Below are 16,594 nucleotides of genomic sequence, written 5' to 3' on the forward strand. Positions count from 1 at the left end.
ACGGGGCATCTGCCCGGGTATGCCCCGTGTCGCTGCCTTAGCGTGTCCCTATGGCTGATCATCGCGGCGATTCCGGCCCGCCCGGGGCGTCCGCTCCGCACGGCGCGCACGGCAGGCCGCGGACGGGCGCGGAGAAGTGGGCGGCCTTCAAGAAGTCGCCCTACTTCCCCGCGGCCGTGCTGGTCTTCATCGTCGCCGCGGCGGCCGGCCTGTTCGCCGGCTCGTACACGTACGCCATGGCCAACCCGACCCCGCGGTCCGTCCCGACCGCCGTGGTCGGCTCTCCCGACACCCCACCGGTGAAGGCCTTCACCCAGGGGATGGAGAAGGCGCTGAACGCTTCGCTCGTGCTGACCGGGTACCGCACGTACGGCCGGGCCCGGCGGGCCGTCGACGAGCAGCAGGAGTTCGCGATCCTGCGCGCCCGCGGCCGGGGCGTGGAGCTGGACGTCTCCGGTGCCTCGGGGGCCACGGTGGCGCAGCTGCTGACCCAGTCGGGCGCGAAGGTCGGCAGGGAGATCGGCGTGGACGTCCGGATCCGGGACATCAAGCCGCTGCAGAAGGGCGATCCGCGCGGTCTGGCGCTGTTCTACATCTCGCTGGCCGCGGTGATCATCGGCTTCGTCGGCGCCATCCAGCTCAGCGTGCACGCCCGCGGCCTGGAGCCGGCCGAGCGGATCGCTTGCACCGCGGTCTATGCGCTGCTGGGGGGCTTTTGCATCGCGGCGGTGGTCGACTGGTGGCTGGGCGCGCTGCGGCTGCCGTTCGTGGAGTCCTGGCTGATCCTGGCGCTGACGATGTTCACGTCCGGCATGGTCTTCACGATGTTCAACACCCTCATGGGGCGCTGGGCGATGATCCCCACCTGGGGACTGATGGTGCTGCTGGGCAACCCCTCCTCGGGCGGTGCGGTCTCCTGGCCGCTGCTGCCGTCCGCCCTCGGACTCGTCGGCCGCTGGCTGCCGCCGGGCGGCTCGGTCAACGCCCAGCACACCGCCGTCTACTTCGGCGGCCACCAGCACGCCTTCCCCTTTCTGGTGCTGGCCGGCTGGTCGGTGCTCTCGTGCACGGTGTTCTGGATCTGGCGGCACCGCCACCCGGGTGGCCGCGAGGAGGCGGTGGCGCCCGTCGCGGACGCGTGAGGTGGCGGGGGCCGTTGGGCGGAAAAAGAGGTTACGCGGCGTTCGCGCACCTGTGAGGATGACGGCATGGACAACGGATTACGACGGACGGCGGGTATCGCAGTGATGGCCGCCGGTTTCGGAATTGCCGCCTGGCTGGTCTTCGGCGCGCCGCCGGCCGGGGAGGACGGCTGGTGGCGGCTGGTGCGGATGGCAGTGGGCTCGACGGCGACGGGGGCGGTGAGCGGTGGCGCCTGGCTGTTTTTCTCGCAGCCGAAGAGCGAGCGCGACGGGGCCCCGGAGAAAGCGGCCGCCGACCGGGCATAAGGCGTCATCGGCACCGGTCGGAACGGCCACGGCAACGACCGCACACGGAAAAGGCCCCGATTCCAGGAATCGGGGCCTTCTCCCAATGGGTGTGGCTGGGGCCGGGGTCGAACCGGCGACCTATCGCTTTTCAGGCGATCGCTCGTACCAACTGAGCTACCCAGCCGCAGCGGTCCTGACGGGATTTGAACCCGCGGCCTCCACCTTGACAGGGTGGCGAGCACTCCAAACTGCTCCACAGGACCTTGCATTGTGCGAAAGCGGCGTGAACCAGTCTCGCACACGGTGATGCGTGCCCCCAACGGGATTCGAACCCGTGCTACCGCCTTGAAAGGGCGGCGTCCTGGGCCACTAGACGATGAGGGCTGGTGGCCACCTTGGCGTCGTTACCGGCGCCGTCGGGGACGTGAGAAGCATATGGGATGGGAGGACCGTTCGCCAAAACGGTTTACCGGGGGCCGCCGGAAGGGCTCCTGGCCGGGCGCGGAAGCGGGCCGGAAGAGGGTCCGGAAGAGAGTCCGGAAGAGGGTCCGGACGAGTGAGGCGGGTGCGGGGAGCCGGACGGCGAGGGCGTGGCGCCGGGTTGGTTCTCGCGGGGGAGGTGGCGGCTGACCTCGGCCCGCGACAGGCCCAGCCCGCCGAGGGTGATCTCGTCCCACGCCTGCAGCCGTTTCGTCGTCCGCTCCAGATAGAGCACCGACGCCTCGACCGGCGCGGGCTTCTTGTTCTGCACAGCGCGCAGCCCGCCGCCGCCCGTGGAGCCCTCGACCATCAGCCGGGTGCCCTGGGGGAGCGTGGTGATCTCGCGGTGGTGGAGGTGGCCGGCCAGCGCCAGCGGGGCCAGGCCGTCCGCCTCGGTCACGGCGGTGGGGTTGTGGGCCAGTGCGATGTCGACGGGGGTGCCGGCCAGCCGCTGGGTGCGCAGCGAGTCGGCGAGCCTGCCGCCGGCGGTGCGCTCGGCGGGCTCGCCGGCCGCCACCACGGAGCGGTCCGGGGTGAACTGCGGGTCGCCGACGCCCGCGAGACGCAGGCCGGCGACCCGGACGGCCCTGCCGCGGTCGAGGACGGTGACGTGGGTGCGGCCGGTCAGGTACTTCTGCGTGCCGCGCGAGTCGTGGTTGCCGCGCACCCAGACGTACGGGGCGCCGAGGGCGGAGACCGGGTCCAGGAAGTGGTTCTCGGCGGCCGAGCCGTGGTCCATGGTGTCGCCGGTATCGATGATCACGTTGATCCGGTACTGCTTCACCAGGGAGGCGATGATCCGCCAGCTGCCGGGGTTGAGATGGATGTCGGAGACGTGCAGCACCCGGATGGTGGTGGGGTCGGGCTGGTAGACCGGCAGCGTCGAGGTGGCGTCGTAGAGCTTGGTCACATTGGTCACCAGGCGCGCCAACTCCTTCTGGTAGACGTTGAATTCGCTGACGATGTTGCGGGCGTTGCCGACCACGGAGGGGGCCGAGGAGAGCAGTCCGGAGAACTTCGGCTCCAGTACGGACCGGGGGTTCCAGGTGGCGTACGCGGTGCCGGCGGAGGCGGCGAGCAGGGCGAGCGCCAGACCTCCGGCGGCCAGCGCGCGGCGCGGGCGGCGGTGGACGGCCAGGCTCAGCGCGGTCGCGCCGGACGCCACGGCGAGGGCGGAGTGCAGCGCCAGCCCCAGGGCGCCGCGGGTGACGTCATGGGTGACCTCGTCCTGCAGGCCGGCGAACCGCTCGGGGTGGTCGACCAGCGCCTGGGAGCGGACCGGGTCCAGCCGGTCGACGTCGACATCGAGCGATACGGGTGCGTAGTGGCTGCTCAGTTCCAGGTCGCCGAGCGGCGGGACATTGATCCTGGTGCCGCCGGTCAGCGAGGGGCGCAGCGCCATGCTGGTGTCCATCGGGCCGACGGGGGCGTGGACGCCGCCGATCAGGACCAGCCCCAGCCAGGCACCGAGGACGGTCACGGATATCAGGCCGAGGGCGGAGCGCAGGGGGCGGCGCGGGGCGGCACCGGGCAGGGCGGCGGAGGCCGGGTGGGCTAAGGAGCGCGACGGGCCGAGGGCGGGGGCAGCCGGTGCCGTACGGCGGGAGCGGTAGGCGCGGCGGACGGCTGCGGGCAGTGCGGGTACGCCGTGGAGCCAGGAGAACAGCAGCCGGTGCGGCGGGTTGCGCGGGGAGTCGGGGTGCGGAGTCCGGGAGCGCGCGGCGCGGGCCATTGGTCCCGTATGCCCGGCCGGTGGCACCGCTATGCGGGGAGCAGCGGCTTCCGGTTGGGGTGCGGAGTGGCGGGCGGGACGCGACGATCGGTGGTGGGTCCGGGTGGCGGAGAATGGTGGTGTGCTGGAAATGACGCGCGAGGAGTTCGAGGAACTGGTCGCCGAGGCGCTGGACCGGATTCCGCCGGAGCTGACCCGGCTGATGGACAACGTGGCGGTCTTCGTCGAGGACGAGCCCCCGGCCGGCGATCCCGAGTTGCTCGGGCTGTACGAGGGGACGCCGCTGACCGACCGCGGGGAGTGGTACGCGGGTGTGCTGCCGGACCGGATCACCGTCTACCGGGGGCCGACGCTGCGGATGTGCGACACACGCGAGGACGTGGTCGCGGAGACCGAGGTGACGGTCGTTCACGAGGTCGCGCACCACTTCGGAATCGACGACGAGCGGCTGCACGCGCTCGGCTACGGCTAGTACGGCCGGGGAGATCCCCGGGCCCGGTCCGCGGCGGTCGGCGCGATCGGCCGGGCCGGGTGCGTGTCCTCGGGTGGGGAGCGGGAGTTGGGCAGGGAGTCCGTGCCGCTGTCCCTGCGCTCCGGATCCGGAGGTCCCGCCGTGCGCCCGAGCCCCTGCCATTCGTCCCTGACGCCGACACCGTCCCCGTCGCCGTCCGCCACCCCTGCCCCCTCGTCGCGTCCGCCGGCGCGCCGCAGGCACTCCCGTGCCGTCGCCGCGGCCGTGGCCGTCTCCGCGCTGGCCGCGTCGCTGGCCGGCTGTATGAGCGTGAGCGATCCGGAAAAACCGAGACCGTCCGGCAGTACCGCGCGGCACGACGGGGAGGGCGGGCTGCCCGGCCCCGGCGGGGTGACCGTGGACGGCCGTGGCGGCGGGCCGCGGCGGATGGGCCACCACGGCGCCGGGCGCCCGGCCGGCGAGGACGACAAGGCGAAGAAGAAGCCGGGGAGCGCGAAACCGACGCCGTCCGGGCCCGGTGAGCCGTCCCAGCCCGTGCAGCCGTCGGGGCCCGAGCCGGGGGCGGGCGGTGTCCACGGCGGCTCCGACGGCCAGGGCGGGCGCCCCGGACACCCGAAGCCCACGCCGTCCCGCCCCGACCGCCCCACCCCGCCGGCCTCGCCGCCGCCCGGTGCCCCCACCGCGCAGCCGACCCCGCCGCCCAGCAGTGCTCCGCCGCCGCCGAGCTCCCAGGCGTCCGGACCGTCTCCCGTCTCGCCGTTGTCTCCGTCGCAGTCGCAGCCGGATCCGTACGGGGAAGAGGCGTAGGAGGGAAAAGGGGCGGAGGGGCGGAAGGTGTGTAGGGGGCGGAAGGCGCGTATCGGCCGGGGATGAGGGGTGCCGCCGGGGAGCGCAGCCTTGTGCGGGCGGGGGCGTCAGGGGGCGGACGGCAGGGGCCGGAAGGTCATTTGCCATCCGGGGGGCGGAGTGCGTATGGTGGTAGATCGTTTGATCCCATTTGCCCGGCGCCAGAACAGAAGCGCGCCGCGTGGCGCGTTCTCTCCCTTGCCGTGGCTGACCGCATAGAGGCGGTCGTGTGAAACACACGGAGTTTGGGCGCGTGCCGAGACTCCGGAAGGTTTCGCATTTCGCATGTCCATTTCCACTGAGCAGTCCGTCATGCCCGCACTCGACGAGCAGACGGTTCCCGAGGTGACGGCGGCCGACGAGGCGCCCGAGACCGACGCGGCCGAAGCCGCCACCGACACCGTCACCTTCGCCGACCTCGGACTGCCCGAGGGCGTCGTCCGCAAGCTCGCGCAGAACGGCGTCACCACCCCCTTCCCGATCCAGGCCGCGACCATCCCGGACGCGCTGGCCGGCAAGGACATCCTCGGCCGCGGCCGCACCGGCTCCGGCAAGACCCTCTCCTTCGGTCTGCCGACCCTGGCCCAGCTCGCCGGCGGCAACACCGAGAAGAAGAAGCCCCGCGCGATCATCCTCACCCCGACCCGTGAGCTCGCGATGCAGGTCGCGGACGCGCTCCAGCCGTACGGCGACGTGCTCGGCCTGAAGATGAAGGTCGTCTGCGGCGGTACGTCCATGGGCAACCAGATCTACGCCCTGGAGCGCGGCGTCGACGTCCTCGTCGCCACCCCGGGCCGGCTGCGCGACATCATCAACCGTGGCGCCTGCTCCCTGGAGAACGTCCAGGTCGCGGTCCTCGACGAGGCCGACCAGATGTCCGACCTGGGCTTCCTGCCCGAGGTCACCGAGCTGCTCGACCAGATCCCCGGCGGCGGCCAGCGGATGCTCTTCTCCGCCACCATGGAGAACGAGATCGGCACCCTGGTCAAGCGTTACCTGACCAACCCGGTCACCCACGAGGTCGACAGCGCCCAGGGCAACGTCACCACCATGACCCACCACGTCCTGGTCGTGAAGCCGAAGGACAAGGCGCCGGTCACCGCCGCCATCGCCGCCCGCAAGGGCCGCACCATCATCTTCGTCCGCACCCAGCTGGGCGCCGACCGCATCGCCGAGCAGCTCGTCGAGTCCGGCGTGAAGGCCGACGCGCTGCACGGCGGCATGACGCAGGGCGCCCGCACCCGGGTGCTCGCGGACTTCAAGGACGGCTACGTCAACGCGCTGGTCGCCACCGACGTCGCCGCCCGCGGTATCCACGTCGACGGCATCGACCTGGTCCTGAACGTCGACCCGGCCGGTGACCACAAGGACTACCTGCACCGCTCGGGCCGTACCGCCCGCGCCGGCCAGTCCGGCACCGTCGTCTCGCTGTCGCTGCCGCACCAGCGCCGGCAGATCTTCCGCCTGATGGAGGACGCGGGCGTGGACGCCTCGCGCCACATCGTCGGCGGCTCCGGTGCCTTCGACGAGGACGTCGCCCGGATCACCGGTGCGCGCTCGCTCACCGAGGTCCAGGCCGACGGTGCCAACAACTCCGCCAAGCAGGCCGAGCGCGAGGTGGCCGAGGTCACCCGCGAGCTGGAGCGTCTGCAGCGCCGCGCCACCGAGCTGCGCGAGGAGGCCGACCGGCTGACCGCCCGCGCCGCCCGTGAGCGGGGCGAGGACCCGGCCGAGGCGCTTGCCGCCGCGGCCGTCACCGCCGAGGCCGAGGCCGCCGCCGAGGCCGCCGTACCGGCGCAGGCCGGAGCGTCGGACGAGCGCCGCGACGACCGGGGCAACTTCGAGCGCCGTGACCGTCGTGACGACCGCTCGGGTGGCCGGTCCTTCGACCGCGACCGTCGCGATGACCGTTCGGGCGGTGGCTTCAACCGCGACCGTCGTGACGACCGTTCCGGTGGCCGGTCCTTCGACCGCGACCGTCGTGACGACCGTTCGGGTGGCGGTTTCAACCGCGACCGTCGTGACGACCGTTCGGGCGGTGGCTTCAACCGCGACCGCCGCGATGACCGTTCCGGTGGCCGGTCCTTCGACCGCGACCGCCGTGACGACCGCTCGGGTGGCGGTTTCAACCGCGACCGTCGTGACGACCGTTCCGGTGGCCGGTCCTTCGACCGCGACCGCCGTGACGACCGCTCCGGCGGTGGCTTCAACCGCGACCGCGGCGACCGTCCGAGCCGTCCGTTCAACCGTGACGACCGCTCCGGCGGCCGTCCGTCCTCCGGTGGCTACCGCTCCGGTGGCGGCGACCGTCCGTTCAACCGTGACGACCGCTCCGGCGGCCGTCCGTCCTCCGGTGGCCACCGCTCCGGCGGCGACCGTCCGTACGGCCGCCGTGACGACCACCGTGGCGCCACGACCGGCTCCGGCGGTCGCCGTGACGACAAGCCGCGCTGGAAGCGCAACGGCTGATCACACTCGCTGATCACGCCCACTGATCACACCCGCTGAACCGCAGGGCCCGTACGCACTCAAGTGCCGTACGGGCCCTGCGTGTTGAGGGGCGAGCGGGGCACCCCGCCCGGCTCGCCGACGGGCCCCGCGGCACCCCGCCGGGCAGCCCGATCCCTAATGCCTTCGGGCTGCGGCACAACCTCGGGCTATGCTGCTCGGTGCGGGCCATTAGCTCAATTGGCAGAGCAGTGGACTTTTAATCCATTGGTTCAGGGTTCGAGCCCCTGATGGCCCACAACGGTGAAGGCCCCGCCGCCTGGAACGATGCATCCAGGCGGCGGGGCCGCTGTCTGTCTCGGGGGCCTTGAAGCGGGGCCTGCTGGGCCGCTGCCGGCCCGAGAGGCGGGCGGATGGTGCCCTATAAGGGCATTCACTCGGAGGGACGGCGCAGAGGGCTGCCCTGTCCGTCCTGTTGGCCTTCGCCTCCTGTGCTGGTCCGGTACCAGGAAGCCGCGGAGCCGAGGCCCTGGTGCCTGCCGATGGCACTTCCGCGGTCCGCAGGGACTGGTCGGGTTCCTCGGTGAGTGCGGTGATGCGCTCAAGGGCCGAGGTGTCACGGCGCGCGGGGTAGGGCGCCTCGGGTCGAGGTGCACGACGGCCCCAGGTGGCCGCACAGCGTGGCGTAGACCTCGGCGTGGGCGGGCAAGGCGTGCCACCCTTCATGACCGTCCTGGACGGCACCAGTTCCGCTGCGGGGAGCCGAGCGCCGCCCACCTCGCGTCCTGCGCCGGCCCTGCTCCGACCACCCAACGCCATCGGCATCAACCTGGCCTGTCGGACGAGGCATACGGGCCGACTCAAGCGTCACATGCCGCCGTCGGGCACGAGTGCGCGAATGAACCCTGATCTGGGTACCCGTACTCACGCGCCGGCAGAACTGGACAGCTACCCTCAAGTCGGCACGCTCGCCTGCTAGTTGCTCCGCGGCACGGACGCGCGACGGCAACGCTTCCACGGCGGGTACACAAGGTGGCGTACGTGGGGGCTGAAGATGGGGATGTTCGATTCGCAAGTAAAGCCGGAATCGCTGCGGAAGGCTGCGACTCATACCGACGAGATGCATTCCGGGCTCGGTACGGCTGTCAATCAGCTCGACTCCGAACACAGGGGCGTCGACTGGCAGACGGAGGGTTTCGCGTTCGCCAAAGAGCTCATGCGCGTACACGACTCTTGGCATGGGCGCCTTGGTGATGTTGGAGGAGAATGTGCAAAAGTTTCGCAAATACTCAGGGCGACAGCAGAAAATCACGAAAAAAATGAGGAAAAAGTTTCCTCATCATTCAGGACGACAGGGAAGTCCCCAGTTGCTGGACCTACCGCGAAGGGTCCCCTTAGCGGTAAAGAAAACAACCCCTTTGGATGATTCATGGTGATTGCGTTACGAGAGCTCGACGATTTTCGATTCGAGGTTCTGGAGAGGGCAAAGGGGGAGTGGGGTGAGATGGCTTCCAGGCTCGGTGGATATCGCGATCGAATGAACTGCTACGTAATCAGACCCCTGGAACAGGACTGGGTGGGGTTAGACGCCCAGATCGCTCAGGTGAGATTAGATACCCTCAGCTCTAATTTTCAATACGGACACCAAGAGTGCTCACTCATTCGAGCGGCCTTGGATGGTGTGATCACGGAGCTGAAAGGGCACCAGAAGAATCTGAGATCTTGGCTGGATGAGGCAGCTGATCGCCGATTACAGGTCAGCGATAAAGGAAAGGTCGATTACGCAGACGAGGGTGACATCCCTGTAACGGCACCTGAGGACCCGGTGGCCCCGCAAGAGCAGCACAGGAGAGAGATTGAAGAGGGCATAGCGGCCACCCTCAAGGCGGCCACCGAGACTGATTCACGCTACCGCGAATTGCTGGCGAAGTTACGGGTCAACCGTGGATTGAAGATTGATGCGGCCGATGCCGCGCGGGACGCGAAGAGCGTATCCAAGGTAGCCGGGGACGCTTTAGGATTGGACTCCGCACCCATAAAAGGTGCGGACCCCAAGGACGTTAATAAATGGTGGAATGGCCTAAGTGACGAAGAGCGGGAGGAGCAGCAGGCGCTACACCCCGATCTTATCGGCAATCTCGACGGCATCCCCGCAACAATCAGAGACAAAGCGAACCGTGAGAATCTCGACCGGCTGATCGTCAGCTATCAGTCGAGAGCGCCGCTGTCGGATGACGAGCAAGAGCGGATGAACGGATTCGTATCGATCCGAAATCGGGTTGAAAGTGGCGATGGAAAGCGTCCACAGCCTTTCTTGCTGGGGATTGGAGATGAAGGGCAGGGTAGAGCCATCCTCTCCTACGGAAACCCGGACACGGCAGACAACGTTGCTGCGTATGTGCCTGGACTGAACACAGGAATGGAGGATGTGGGGGGAGGTGACGGCCAACGTGCAATGAATGTCTGGCAGTCCGCACACAAAGCTGACCCCACGCAGAAGACCGCTTCAATCGTCTGGCTCGGCTACGACGCACCTCAAGCCGGCGCGAGCGCAGATCTCAGCAATTTCGCTGTGGCGGGTGAAGAGCGTGGAAAGCGTGGTGGCGCGGATTTTGATCATTTCCTCAATGGCATCCATTCCACTCACGAGGGAAATCGTCCACACGTCACGGCTATTGGTCACAGCTACGGCTCATTCACGGTTGGCCAGGCGGCGCAGCGCGAAGGTGGCCTTCCTGCCGATGACGTTGTCCTCGTCGGTAGTCCCGGCACCGGGGCGCAGAAAGCTGACCAGTTAGGAGTCGGAGCCGAACATGTGTGGGTAGGATCAGCAAAGAACGACCCGATCACCCATGCGCCGTCCAAGGAGGAGGTAGGCGGTCTGGTCATTAACCCCGTAGCGGGCGCAATTATGCACCTCGCTGACCCGCACGAACTCTGGTTCGGGCAGGACCCGGCCAGCGAGGACTTCGGAGGGCGTCGTTTCAGCGTTGCCGACGGTGAAATGGGAAGCGCCGATTCCCACTCCAATTATTTCGACCGCCAGAAGGGCGGGGCCTCGCTGGACAACATCGGTTATATCGCGACGGGCAGGTACGACGCCGTTACGGGAGAGGCGCAACGATGACGGGACCACTCCGGTCGATCAGGTTCGCCACGGGAGTGGTAGCTCTCTTGGTCATATCGGCGTGCAGCAGTGGGAGCAGCCTCCCATCAAGAAAGGAACCGCCCCCCACCATGGATACCTCGCAGGCAAGTCGACGGTTAAACGAGCTCCTTGACAGCACCTTCGCATCCGTCAAGCCAGCCCTCAAGTGGCGCGACGGAGACACCGAGGTCCTTCAGGTCAATGACTCCGTCTCCAATCAGCCCAACGGTAAGGCGACCGTATCCAAGACGCGATACCTTCGGACCAAAGTATCCAAGAAGCGGCTGGGTGGCCTGATGGGAGTAATTGAACGCCACTGGAAGGCTTCCGGATACAAGATCACGAATATCAACCCTAAGGTTCCGAGCTTCGTCGGATTGACATCCGACGGTTTCTCCATACGTTTCTCGGTGGGGCGGCCCGGAAATGTGTACTTCGACGCCGCCAGCCCAAGCGTCGAAGATCCCGGATTCAGCGGAACCCTCAAGGAGGGCGATAAGTTCCCGCCCGATTCCGATGGTGATCCAAATATCATGCCTGACGTGCACGACCCCTTCTGGTCTCACTGATCTGGAGGGGCCGGAAAGGCGAGTGCCAGGGCGGATTGACGGCCCACGAGCCCCGTCTGTCTCTGGTTGCGTTCACCCGTCCAGCACTCTTCACCAGCCGCCCGGTGCTGCGGCTCCACCATCGGCAGATATCCGCGCTACCCGGTGCTGACCAGTGCCCCGAGGGCCTGGACCGTATGCGGTCCGGGCCTTTCGTGTGGGCCTTTCGTGTGGGCGCCGAAGGCGCTCAAGTGGCGCTCAGGGGGGCGATTTTGTGAGGGGTACGGCGGCGCCGTGACCCGTCCGGCCCCCGATGACTCGCGGACCGGCGCCGTGGCGGAAACGCTGGGGAGGTCGACGCGGCCGCCACCACGGTGCTCGTACGGACGGGCGGGAGTGGGAAGAGGCCGGTGCGGATGCTCCAGGATGAAGTACGTCCCAGGGACGACGGGGGGCGGCGGGTGCGCCGCGGCCGGCGGCCGTCGCTGTCCGGCCGTCGCCTGGTGCGCCTGCTTCCCGCTCTCCTGATCGCCGGGGGCCTCGCCGTCGGTGTCGTCACGCCGGCCGGCTACACCGCCGCTCCCTTCTTCTGCGCCGCCCCGCTGATCGCCGCGTCGCTCTCCTCGCTGCGCACTACCGCCTTCACGTCCCTGGCCGCCGTGCTCGGCGAGGTCTGGGCCGTCACCTATCGCGGGGCCCTTGAGGACTACCAGGAGGCCGGGGCGGAGAGTGCCATGGTCTTCGTGGTCGCGCTACTGGCCCTCGGGCTCAACCGGTTCGTCCAACGGAGCGATGCCCACCTGGCCTCCGTACGGGACATCTCGGAGGCCGCCCAGCGCGCCGTACTGCCCACGCCCCCCGAACGGCTCGCCGGCCTCGGCGTCGCCGCCCGCTACGTGGGGGCGCGGGCGGATGCCCGGATCGGCGGCGACCTCTATGCGGTGCAGGACACCCCGCACGGCGTACGGCTGATCGTCGGCGACGTACGGGGCAAGGGGCTGGAGGCCGTGGAAGCCGCGGTGATCGTCATCGGCGCCTTCCGCGAGGCGGCGGAGCAGGAGACGACGCTGGAGGCGGTGGCGGGCCGGCTGGAGCGGGCGCTGCAACGCGAGGGCGGACGGCGCGCGGGGCTCGACGAGTTCGAGGGGTTCACCACTGCCGTCCTCGCCGAAATCCCCGCCAATGGGCAGTCCGTGCTGCGCGTGCTCAACCGGGGCCATCCGTCCCCGCTGCTGCTCACCCTGGACGGCGGGCTGCGTGAGCTGGTGCCCGCGGTGCCGGCGCTGCCGCTGGGCATGAGCGAGGTGGCGAGCTGGCCGGACCGGTCGGACGAGACGTTCTTCCCGGCCGGCGCCCTGCTGCTGTTCTTCACCGACGGGGTGACCGAGGCCAGGGACCTGCTGGGCCGCTTCTACCAGCCGGCGAGCAGACTGCGCGGCCGTCGTTTCCGGGGTCCTGACGCCCTCCTGGACACCCTCGTCGAGGACGTCGCACGGCATACGGGCGGCGCGCCGGCCGACGATATGGCCTTGTTGGCGGTGCAGCGGCCGATGCGGGCGTAGGGAGGGCGGGGAAGGACGTAGTGCGGGTGCAGGGAGGACGTAGTGCGGGTGCGGGGAGGGGGCCGTAGCCCCGGCAACGCTCGCCGTCCCCTGCGGCAGGCCTTACACCACGCCCTCCGCCCCCGGGAGCCGGTGCAGGCTTTCACCGTACGGACCGCTGAGCGCGACCGGGCGCTCGTCCAGGGCGAGGGTCAGCAGCGCGTCATGCGGGTGCGGCGAACGGGGCGCCGGCGTGGGGATCCAGGGCAGGACGGAGTGGTGCTCGTGGGAGACCCAGTGCCCGCCGCCGGGCCGTCCGCGCAGCAGCGACCGCACGAGATGCGCGAACTCCTCGCGGCGGGCGGGCGCGAGGCCGGCCAGCGCGGTGCTGTGGAAGATGACCAGCGTGGCCTCGGGCGGTGCCTCGGCGGCGAGCGCGGGCAGCTCGTGGAGCAGATCGCCGCGCACCATCCGCGGCCGTGGCGCCGCCCGTACCGCCTCGACGGCCGCGGCCAGCCGCGCCGCCCGTGCCCCGTCGCCCGGCCATACGAGCGCCTGCAGCCAGCGCAGATCGTCCGGTTCGGCGGCCGGGTCGAGCGGGTCGAGGCCGATTCCGGCCCGCCAGACGATCCGCGGCATCCGGTCCAGGCCGGGCAGCTCGTCGGCCGCCCACCCCGTACTACGGCACTCCAGCACCAGCGGGCTCTCCGGCGCCCCTGCCACTGCCACTGCCATTGCCTCGGAGCGACGGATACCGCTTCCCCCGTCGTCCTCGTACGAGCGCAGGTAGCGATGGCGGTAGCGGTAGCCATAGCGATCGGGATGCAGACACAGCCCCGCCGACGTGCCGACCTCCAGCAGCGCCAGCGGCTGCGGCAGGCGGGCGAGCAGCGGCAGCAGCGTCGCGCAGTGGGCCGGCTCATCGGTCCGGGACGAGCGCTGCATGATCACCGCACGCACCTCGCTCCAGTGCCGTACCGTCCACTCGCGCCAGCGGCCGTACGCCGTTTCGCCGCGCGGCCCCAGCTCGGCGTGCGGGCCGTCGAGATAGCGGACGGCGGCGAGCAGAAGCTCCGGCTGCTGGGCGCCGCCGGCCGGCAGCGACCCCGACAGCAGATCGCAGAGCTCCGGGTCCTGGCTGATCCGCGCGCTCAGCTCCTCATGCGCCGCGGACCGCCCCCGCGCCTGACGCCAGGAGAACTCCCGGTACCGCTCCGCCAGCCCCCATGTGCCGGCAACGGCGCGCGCGACGTGACGGGTGTTCCCGGTGTTCCCGACGTTGACGGCCATGATCCGACGTTACTGCTCTCACGTTCCGTCACCGAGGGGCACCCCTCCGCATAACGACTGGTGCACAATCGCCGCGAGATCGTTTAGGGGAGGGCGGTCAACTCGCCCGGTTTGCGGCCGTGCTGGCCGAAAAAGTCCACGCCAAAGCTCCTGCCCAGCCGCTACGAAATCCCGGGAAGGCTTGGAATTCGACCACGATCTCTATTACTGTCCGATAACGCAGCGCGGTCGTCCCAGCCGTCGCAAGAGGCGGCACCGTGCGCCGACGCCGAATCCCGCACGCGCTTTTCACGCACCTCCAGCACCTCGAACTGCACCAAGGGAACCGGGGAACCACTTCCTTGGGGTGAATCGGACGCTCTCCGCCAGCGGGCGCCCGTAGGAGACCTTCCTGCTCCGAACCCGTCAGCTAACCCGGTAGGCGAGAAGGAAGGAAAGGAGAGCGCCCCCGTGGCGTCCAACAGGCCTGCCCCCGAGGGTCCGTCCGCCTACGACCTCGATGACCGAGGTGCCTTCCCGGGCCCCGGTGATGCGGACAACAACAACGACGGACCGTGGGAGGAATGGAATCCCACCGAGGATTCCGTCCGCTCGGTCCGCGGCAAGCACCGGGTGGCCAAGCAGCGTGGCGGCGGGCTCGCCCGCGGTGGCACGGTCCTGGGCGTCGGCGTCATCGCGGCGGTCGGTGCCGGCGGAATGGCCACGGCCGAGGGCCGCCCTCCGGTGCCGATCTCGATGCCCGACGTCGGCGGAATGGCCGACGACCTCGCCGACAAGCTGCCGGACGTCAAGTCCCTCCCCGGCGTTGGTGACCTCATATCGGACGCGGACGCGGACGCCGACGAGGGCACGGATACGGCCGCGGCCTCGGCCGCAGGCAGGGACACGGGCACGGCCTCCGCCGCGGCCGGCAACGCGGCCTCGGGCGCGGACGCCGGTGAGGCGCTGCGCAGCCGCATCCTCCAGCAGGCCGACGCGCAGCAGGGCGCCGCCGAGCAGGAGGCCCGTGAGGGCGCCGAACACGCCGCTTTCCAGACCGCCGATAAGGCAGCCGACGCCCACCAGAAGTCGGCCGAAAAGGCCGCAGCAGCCAAGAAGGCGGCCGAAGTGGAGGCCAAGCGCGAGGCCGAAGAAGCGGCCCGTCAGAAGGCGGAGGCCGCCCGCCTCGCCAAGCTGGCGAAGAACTTCATCGCTCCCGTCTCCTCGTTCACCCTCACCGCCAGCTTCGGCCAGGCCGGCGACCGCTGGGCCGCGGACCACACCGGCCAGGACTTCGCCGCGCCGACCGGCACGCCCGTCAAGGCCGTGCACTCCGGCACCATCACCCAGGCCGGCTGGGCCGGCTCGTACGGCTACCGCATCGTCCTCACCCTCGACGACGGCACCGAACTCTGGTTCTGCCATCTGTCCTCGATGGTGAAGACCTCCGGCAAGGTCAGCACGGGCGATGTCATCGGCCGCGTCGGCGCCACCGGCAATGTCACCGGCCCGCACCTCCACCTGGAGGTGCGCCCCGACGCCGGCGACCCGATAGACCCCATGCCGTGGCTGCGCGATCACGGCATCAAGGTGTGAACGCCTGACGGGATGTGCCGTCGGGGGAGAGGGAACGGAGGGAATAACTCCGCTCCCCCGACGTTGCCACCACGTATGACCGCGACACACACCCCCCGGAATCATCAGTCCCTGGGCTCGCTCTCCGTCTCCCCGCTGTCCCTCGGCGGTAACGTCTTCGGCTGGACGGCCGACGAGAGCGAATCCTTCGCCGTGCTCGATGCCTACGTCGCGGGCGGTGGCAACTTCATCGACACCGCCGACGTCTACTCGGCCTGGGTCCCCGGCAACAAGGGCGGTGAATCCGAGACCGTCCTCGGCAACTGGCTGACCTCCCGCGGCAACCGCGACGATGTCGTCATCGCCACCAAGGTCGGTGCCCACCCGGACCACAAGGGCCTGTCCGCCGCCACCGTCAAGTCCGCGGTCGAGCTCTCCCTCACCCGCCTGCGCACCGACTACATCGACCTCTACTACACCCACTACGACGACGAATCGGTGGAGGTCGGCGAGTTCCTTACCGCCCTCGACGACCTCGTCCGGGCCGGCAAGGTCCGCGAGATCGCCGCGTCCAACATCTCGGCGGAGCGCCTGGAGGAGTCCCTGGCCTTCTCCGCCCGCGAGGGCCTGGCCCGCTACGTCGCCCTCCAGCCGCACTACAACCTGGTCTCCCGCGACACCTACGAGGGCGAACTCGCCGACACCGCCGCCCGCCACGGCCTCGCCGCGGTCCCGTACTACGCCCTGGCTTCCGGCTTCCTGACCGGCAAGTACCGCCCGGGAACCACCGTCGACAGTGCCCGCTCCGGCGGCGCGGCCCAGCACGTCGACACCGACCGCGGTCAGCGTGTCCTGCAGGCCCTCGACACCGTCGCCGCGGCCCACGAAGCCGAGGTGGCCACCGTCGCCCTCGCCTGGCTCGCAGCCCAGCCCACCGTCGCGGCCCCCATCGCCAGCGCCCGCACGGTGGCACAGCTGCCGGCTTTGCTGGCGGTGGCCGACCTGACGCTGACCCAGGCGGAACTGGCGCTGCTGAACGAGGCGTCTGCCTGAACCACGAGCGCCGGGGCGGGTCGGGGCGGGGCCACAGCAGCCCCGCCCCGAC

The 16,594-nt window shown here is 69.9% G+C and carries 12 protein-coding genes, 4 tRNA genes and 1 riboswitch; of the genes, 11 read left to right on the forward strand and 5 right to left on the reverse strand.

Going from position 1 to position 16,594, the window contains the following annotated elements:
- Window positions 1-50: 50 nt before the first annotated feature.
- Together ACGFR7_RS32645 and ACGFR7_RS32650 are read left to right on the forward strand one after the other, a co-directional pair.
- Window positions 51-1,142, forward strand: coding sequence for an ABC transporter permease (locus tag ACGFR7_RS32645; protein WP_393326191.1), 1,092 nt, complete (start codon window positions 51-53; stop codon window positions 1,140-1,142).
- A gap of 66 nt (window positions 1,143-1,208) precedes the next feature.
- On the forward strand, window positions 1,209-1,448 hold the full coding sequence (locus ACGFR7_RS32650) for a hypothetical protein (RefSeq protein WP_393326194.1): 240 nt from the start codon (window positions 1,209-1,211) through the stop codon (window positions 1,446-1,448).
- 92 nt (window positions 1,449-1,540) lie between these two features.
- Here ACGFR7_RS32650 and ACGFR7_RS32655 read toward each other — a convergent pair.
- The 4 genes from ACGFR7_RS32655 to ACGFR7_RS32670 all read right to left on the reverse strand — a co-directional run bounded on the left by ACGFR7_RS32655 (window position 1,541) and on the right by ACGFR7_RS32670 (window position 3,642).
- A tRNA-Phe gene (locus ACGFR7_RS32655) sits at window positions 1,541-1,614 on the reverse strand.
- A gap of 4 nt (window positions 1,615-1,618) precedes the next feature.
- Window positions 1,619-1,693: transfer RNA gene (locus ACGFR7_RS32660), tRNA-Asp, on the reverse strand.
- A gap of 48 nt (window positions 1,694-1,741) precedes the next feature.
- Window positions 1,742-1,814, reverse strand: a tRNA-Glu gene (locus ACGFR7_RS32665).
- Between the two features lie 82 nt (window positions 1,815-1,896).
- Window positions 1,897-3,642 (reverse strand): metallophosphoesterase, encoded by a 1,746-nt coding sequence (locus ACGFR7_RS32670; RefSeq protein WP_393326196.1) that lies wholly within the window; start codon window positions 3,640-3,642, stop codon window positions 1,897-1,899.
- 121 nt (window positions 3,643-3,763) lie between these two features.
- Between ACGFR7_RS32670 and ACGFR7_RS32675 the strand changes: the two genes are divergently transcribed.
- The 7 genes from ACGFR7_RS32675 to ACGFR7_RS32705 all read left to right on the forward strand — a co-directional run bounded on the left by ACGFR7_RS32675 (window position 3,764) and on the right by ACGFR7_RS32705 (window position 12,666).
- Entirely contained in the window at window positions 3,764-4,114 is a 351-nt protein-coding gene (locus ACGFR7_RS32675; RefSeq protein ID WP_311625801.1) for a metallopeptidase family protein, read from the forward strand.
- 264 nt (window positions 4,115-4,378) lie between these two features.
- Complete coding sequence (locus tag ACGFR7_RS32680) at window positions 4,379-4,921, forward strand: hypothetical protein (RefSeq protein ID WP_393326199.1); 543 nt, start codon at window positions 4,379-4,381, stop codon at window positions 4,919-4,921.
- 324 nt (window positions 4,922-5,245) lie between these two features.
- Window positions 5,246-7,429 carry a DEAD/DEAH box helicase gene (locus ACGFR7_RS32685; protein WP_393326201.1) on the forward strand — a complete coding sequence of 728 codons (2,184 nt, stop codon included), beginning with the start codon at window positions 5,246-5,248 and terminating at the stop codon, window positions 7,427-7,429.
- Window positions 7,430-7,633: 204 nt separating this feature from the next.
- Window positions 7,634-7,706: transfer RNA gene (locus ACGFR7_RS32690), tRNA-Lys, on the forward strand.
- A 1,131-nt stretch (window positions 7,707-8,837) separates the two neighbouring features.
- The gene (locus ACGFR7_RS32695; protein WP_393326203.1) at window positions 8,838-10,535 is read left to right on the forward strand and encodes an alpha/beta hydrolase; all 1,698 of its coding nucleotides are present in this window, start codon (window positions 8,838-8,840) and stop codon (window positions 10,533-10,535) included.
- A 110-nt stretch (window positions 10,536-10,645) separates the two neighbouring features.
- Window positions 10,646-11,125, forward strand: a complete 480-nt coding sequence (locus ACGFR7_RS32700; protein ID WP_393326206.1) for a hypothetical protein — start codon at window positions 10,646-10,648, stop codon at window positions 11,123-11,125.
- 395 nt (window positions 11,126-11,520) lie between these two features.
- On the forward strand, window positions 11,521-12,666 hold the full coding sequence (locus ACGFR7_RS32705; protein ID WP_393326208.1) for a PP2C family protein-serine/threonine phosphatase: 1,146 nt from the start codon (window positions 11,521-11,523) through the stop codon (window positions 12,664-12,666).
- Between the two features lie 102 nt (window positions 12,667-12,768).
- Here the strand turns inward: ACGFR7_RS32705 and ACGFR7_RS32710 are convergent, their stop codons facing one another.
- Window positions 12,769-13,935, reverse strand: a complete 1,167-nt coding sequence (locus ACGFR7_RS32710; protein WP_393326211.1) for a DUF2332 family protein — start codon at window positions 13,933-13,935, stop codon at window positions 12,769-12,771.
- Window positions 13,936-14,218: 283 nt separating this feature from the next.
- Window positions 14,219-14,374: riboswitch (cyclic di-AMP (ydaO/yuaA leader) on the forward strand.
- Window positions 14,375-14,385: 11 nt separating this feature from the next.
- Between ACGFR7_RS32710 and ACGFR7_RS32715 the strand changes: the two genes are divergently transcribed.
- Both ACGFR7_RS32715 and ACGFR7_RS32720 read left to right on the forward strand, forming a co-directional pair.
- Complete coding sequence (locus ACGFR7_RS32715) at window positions 14,386-15,510, forward strand: M23 family metallopeptidase (RefSeq protein WP_393326214.1); 1,125 nt, start codon at window positions 14,386-14,388, stop codon at window positions 15,508-15,510.
- A gap of 75 nt (window positions 15,511-15,585) precedes the next feature.
- Entirely contained in the window at window positions 15,586-16,542 is a 957-nt protein-coding gene (locus ACGFR7_RS32720) for an aldo/keto reductase (protein WP_393326217.1), read from the forward strand.
- The last annotated feature ends 52 nt before the right edge of the window (window positions 16,543-16,594 follow it).

Origin of the sequence: Streptomyces sp. NPDC048516 (genome assembly GCF_043199875.1) — a bacterium.
GTDB lineage: Bacteria > Actinomycetota > Actinomycetes > Streptomycetales > Streptomycetaceae > Streptomyces.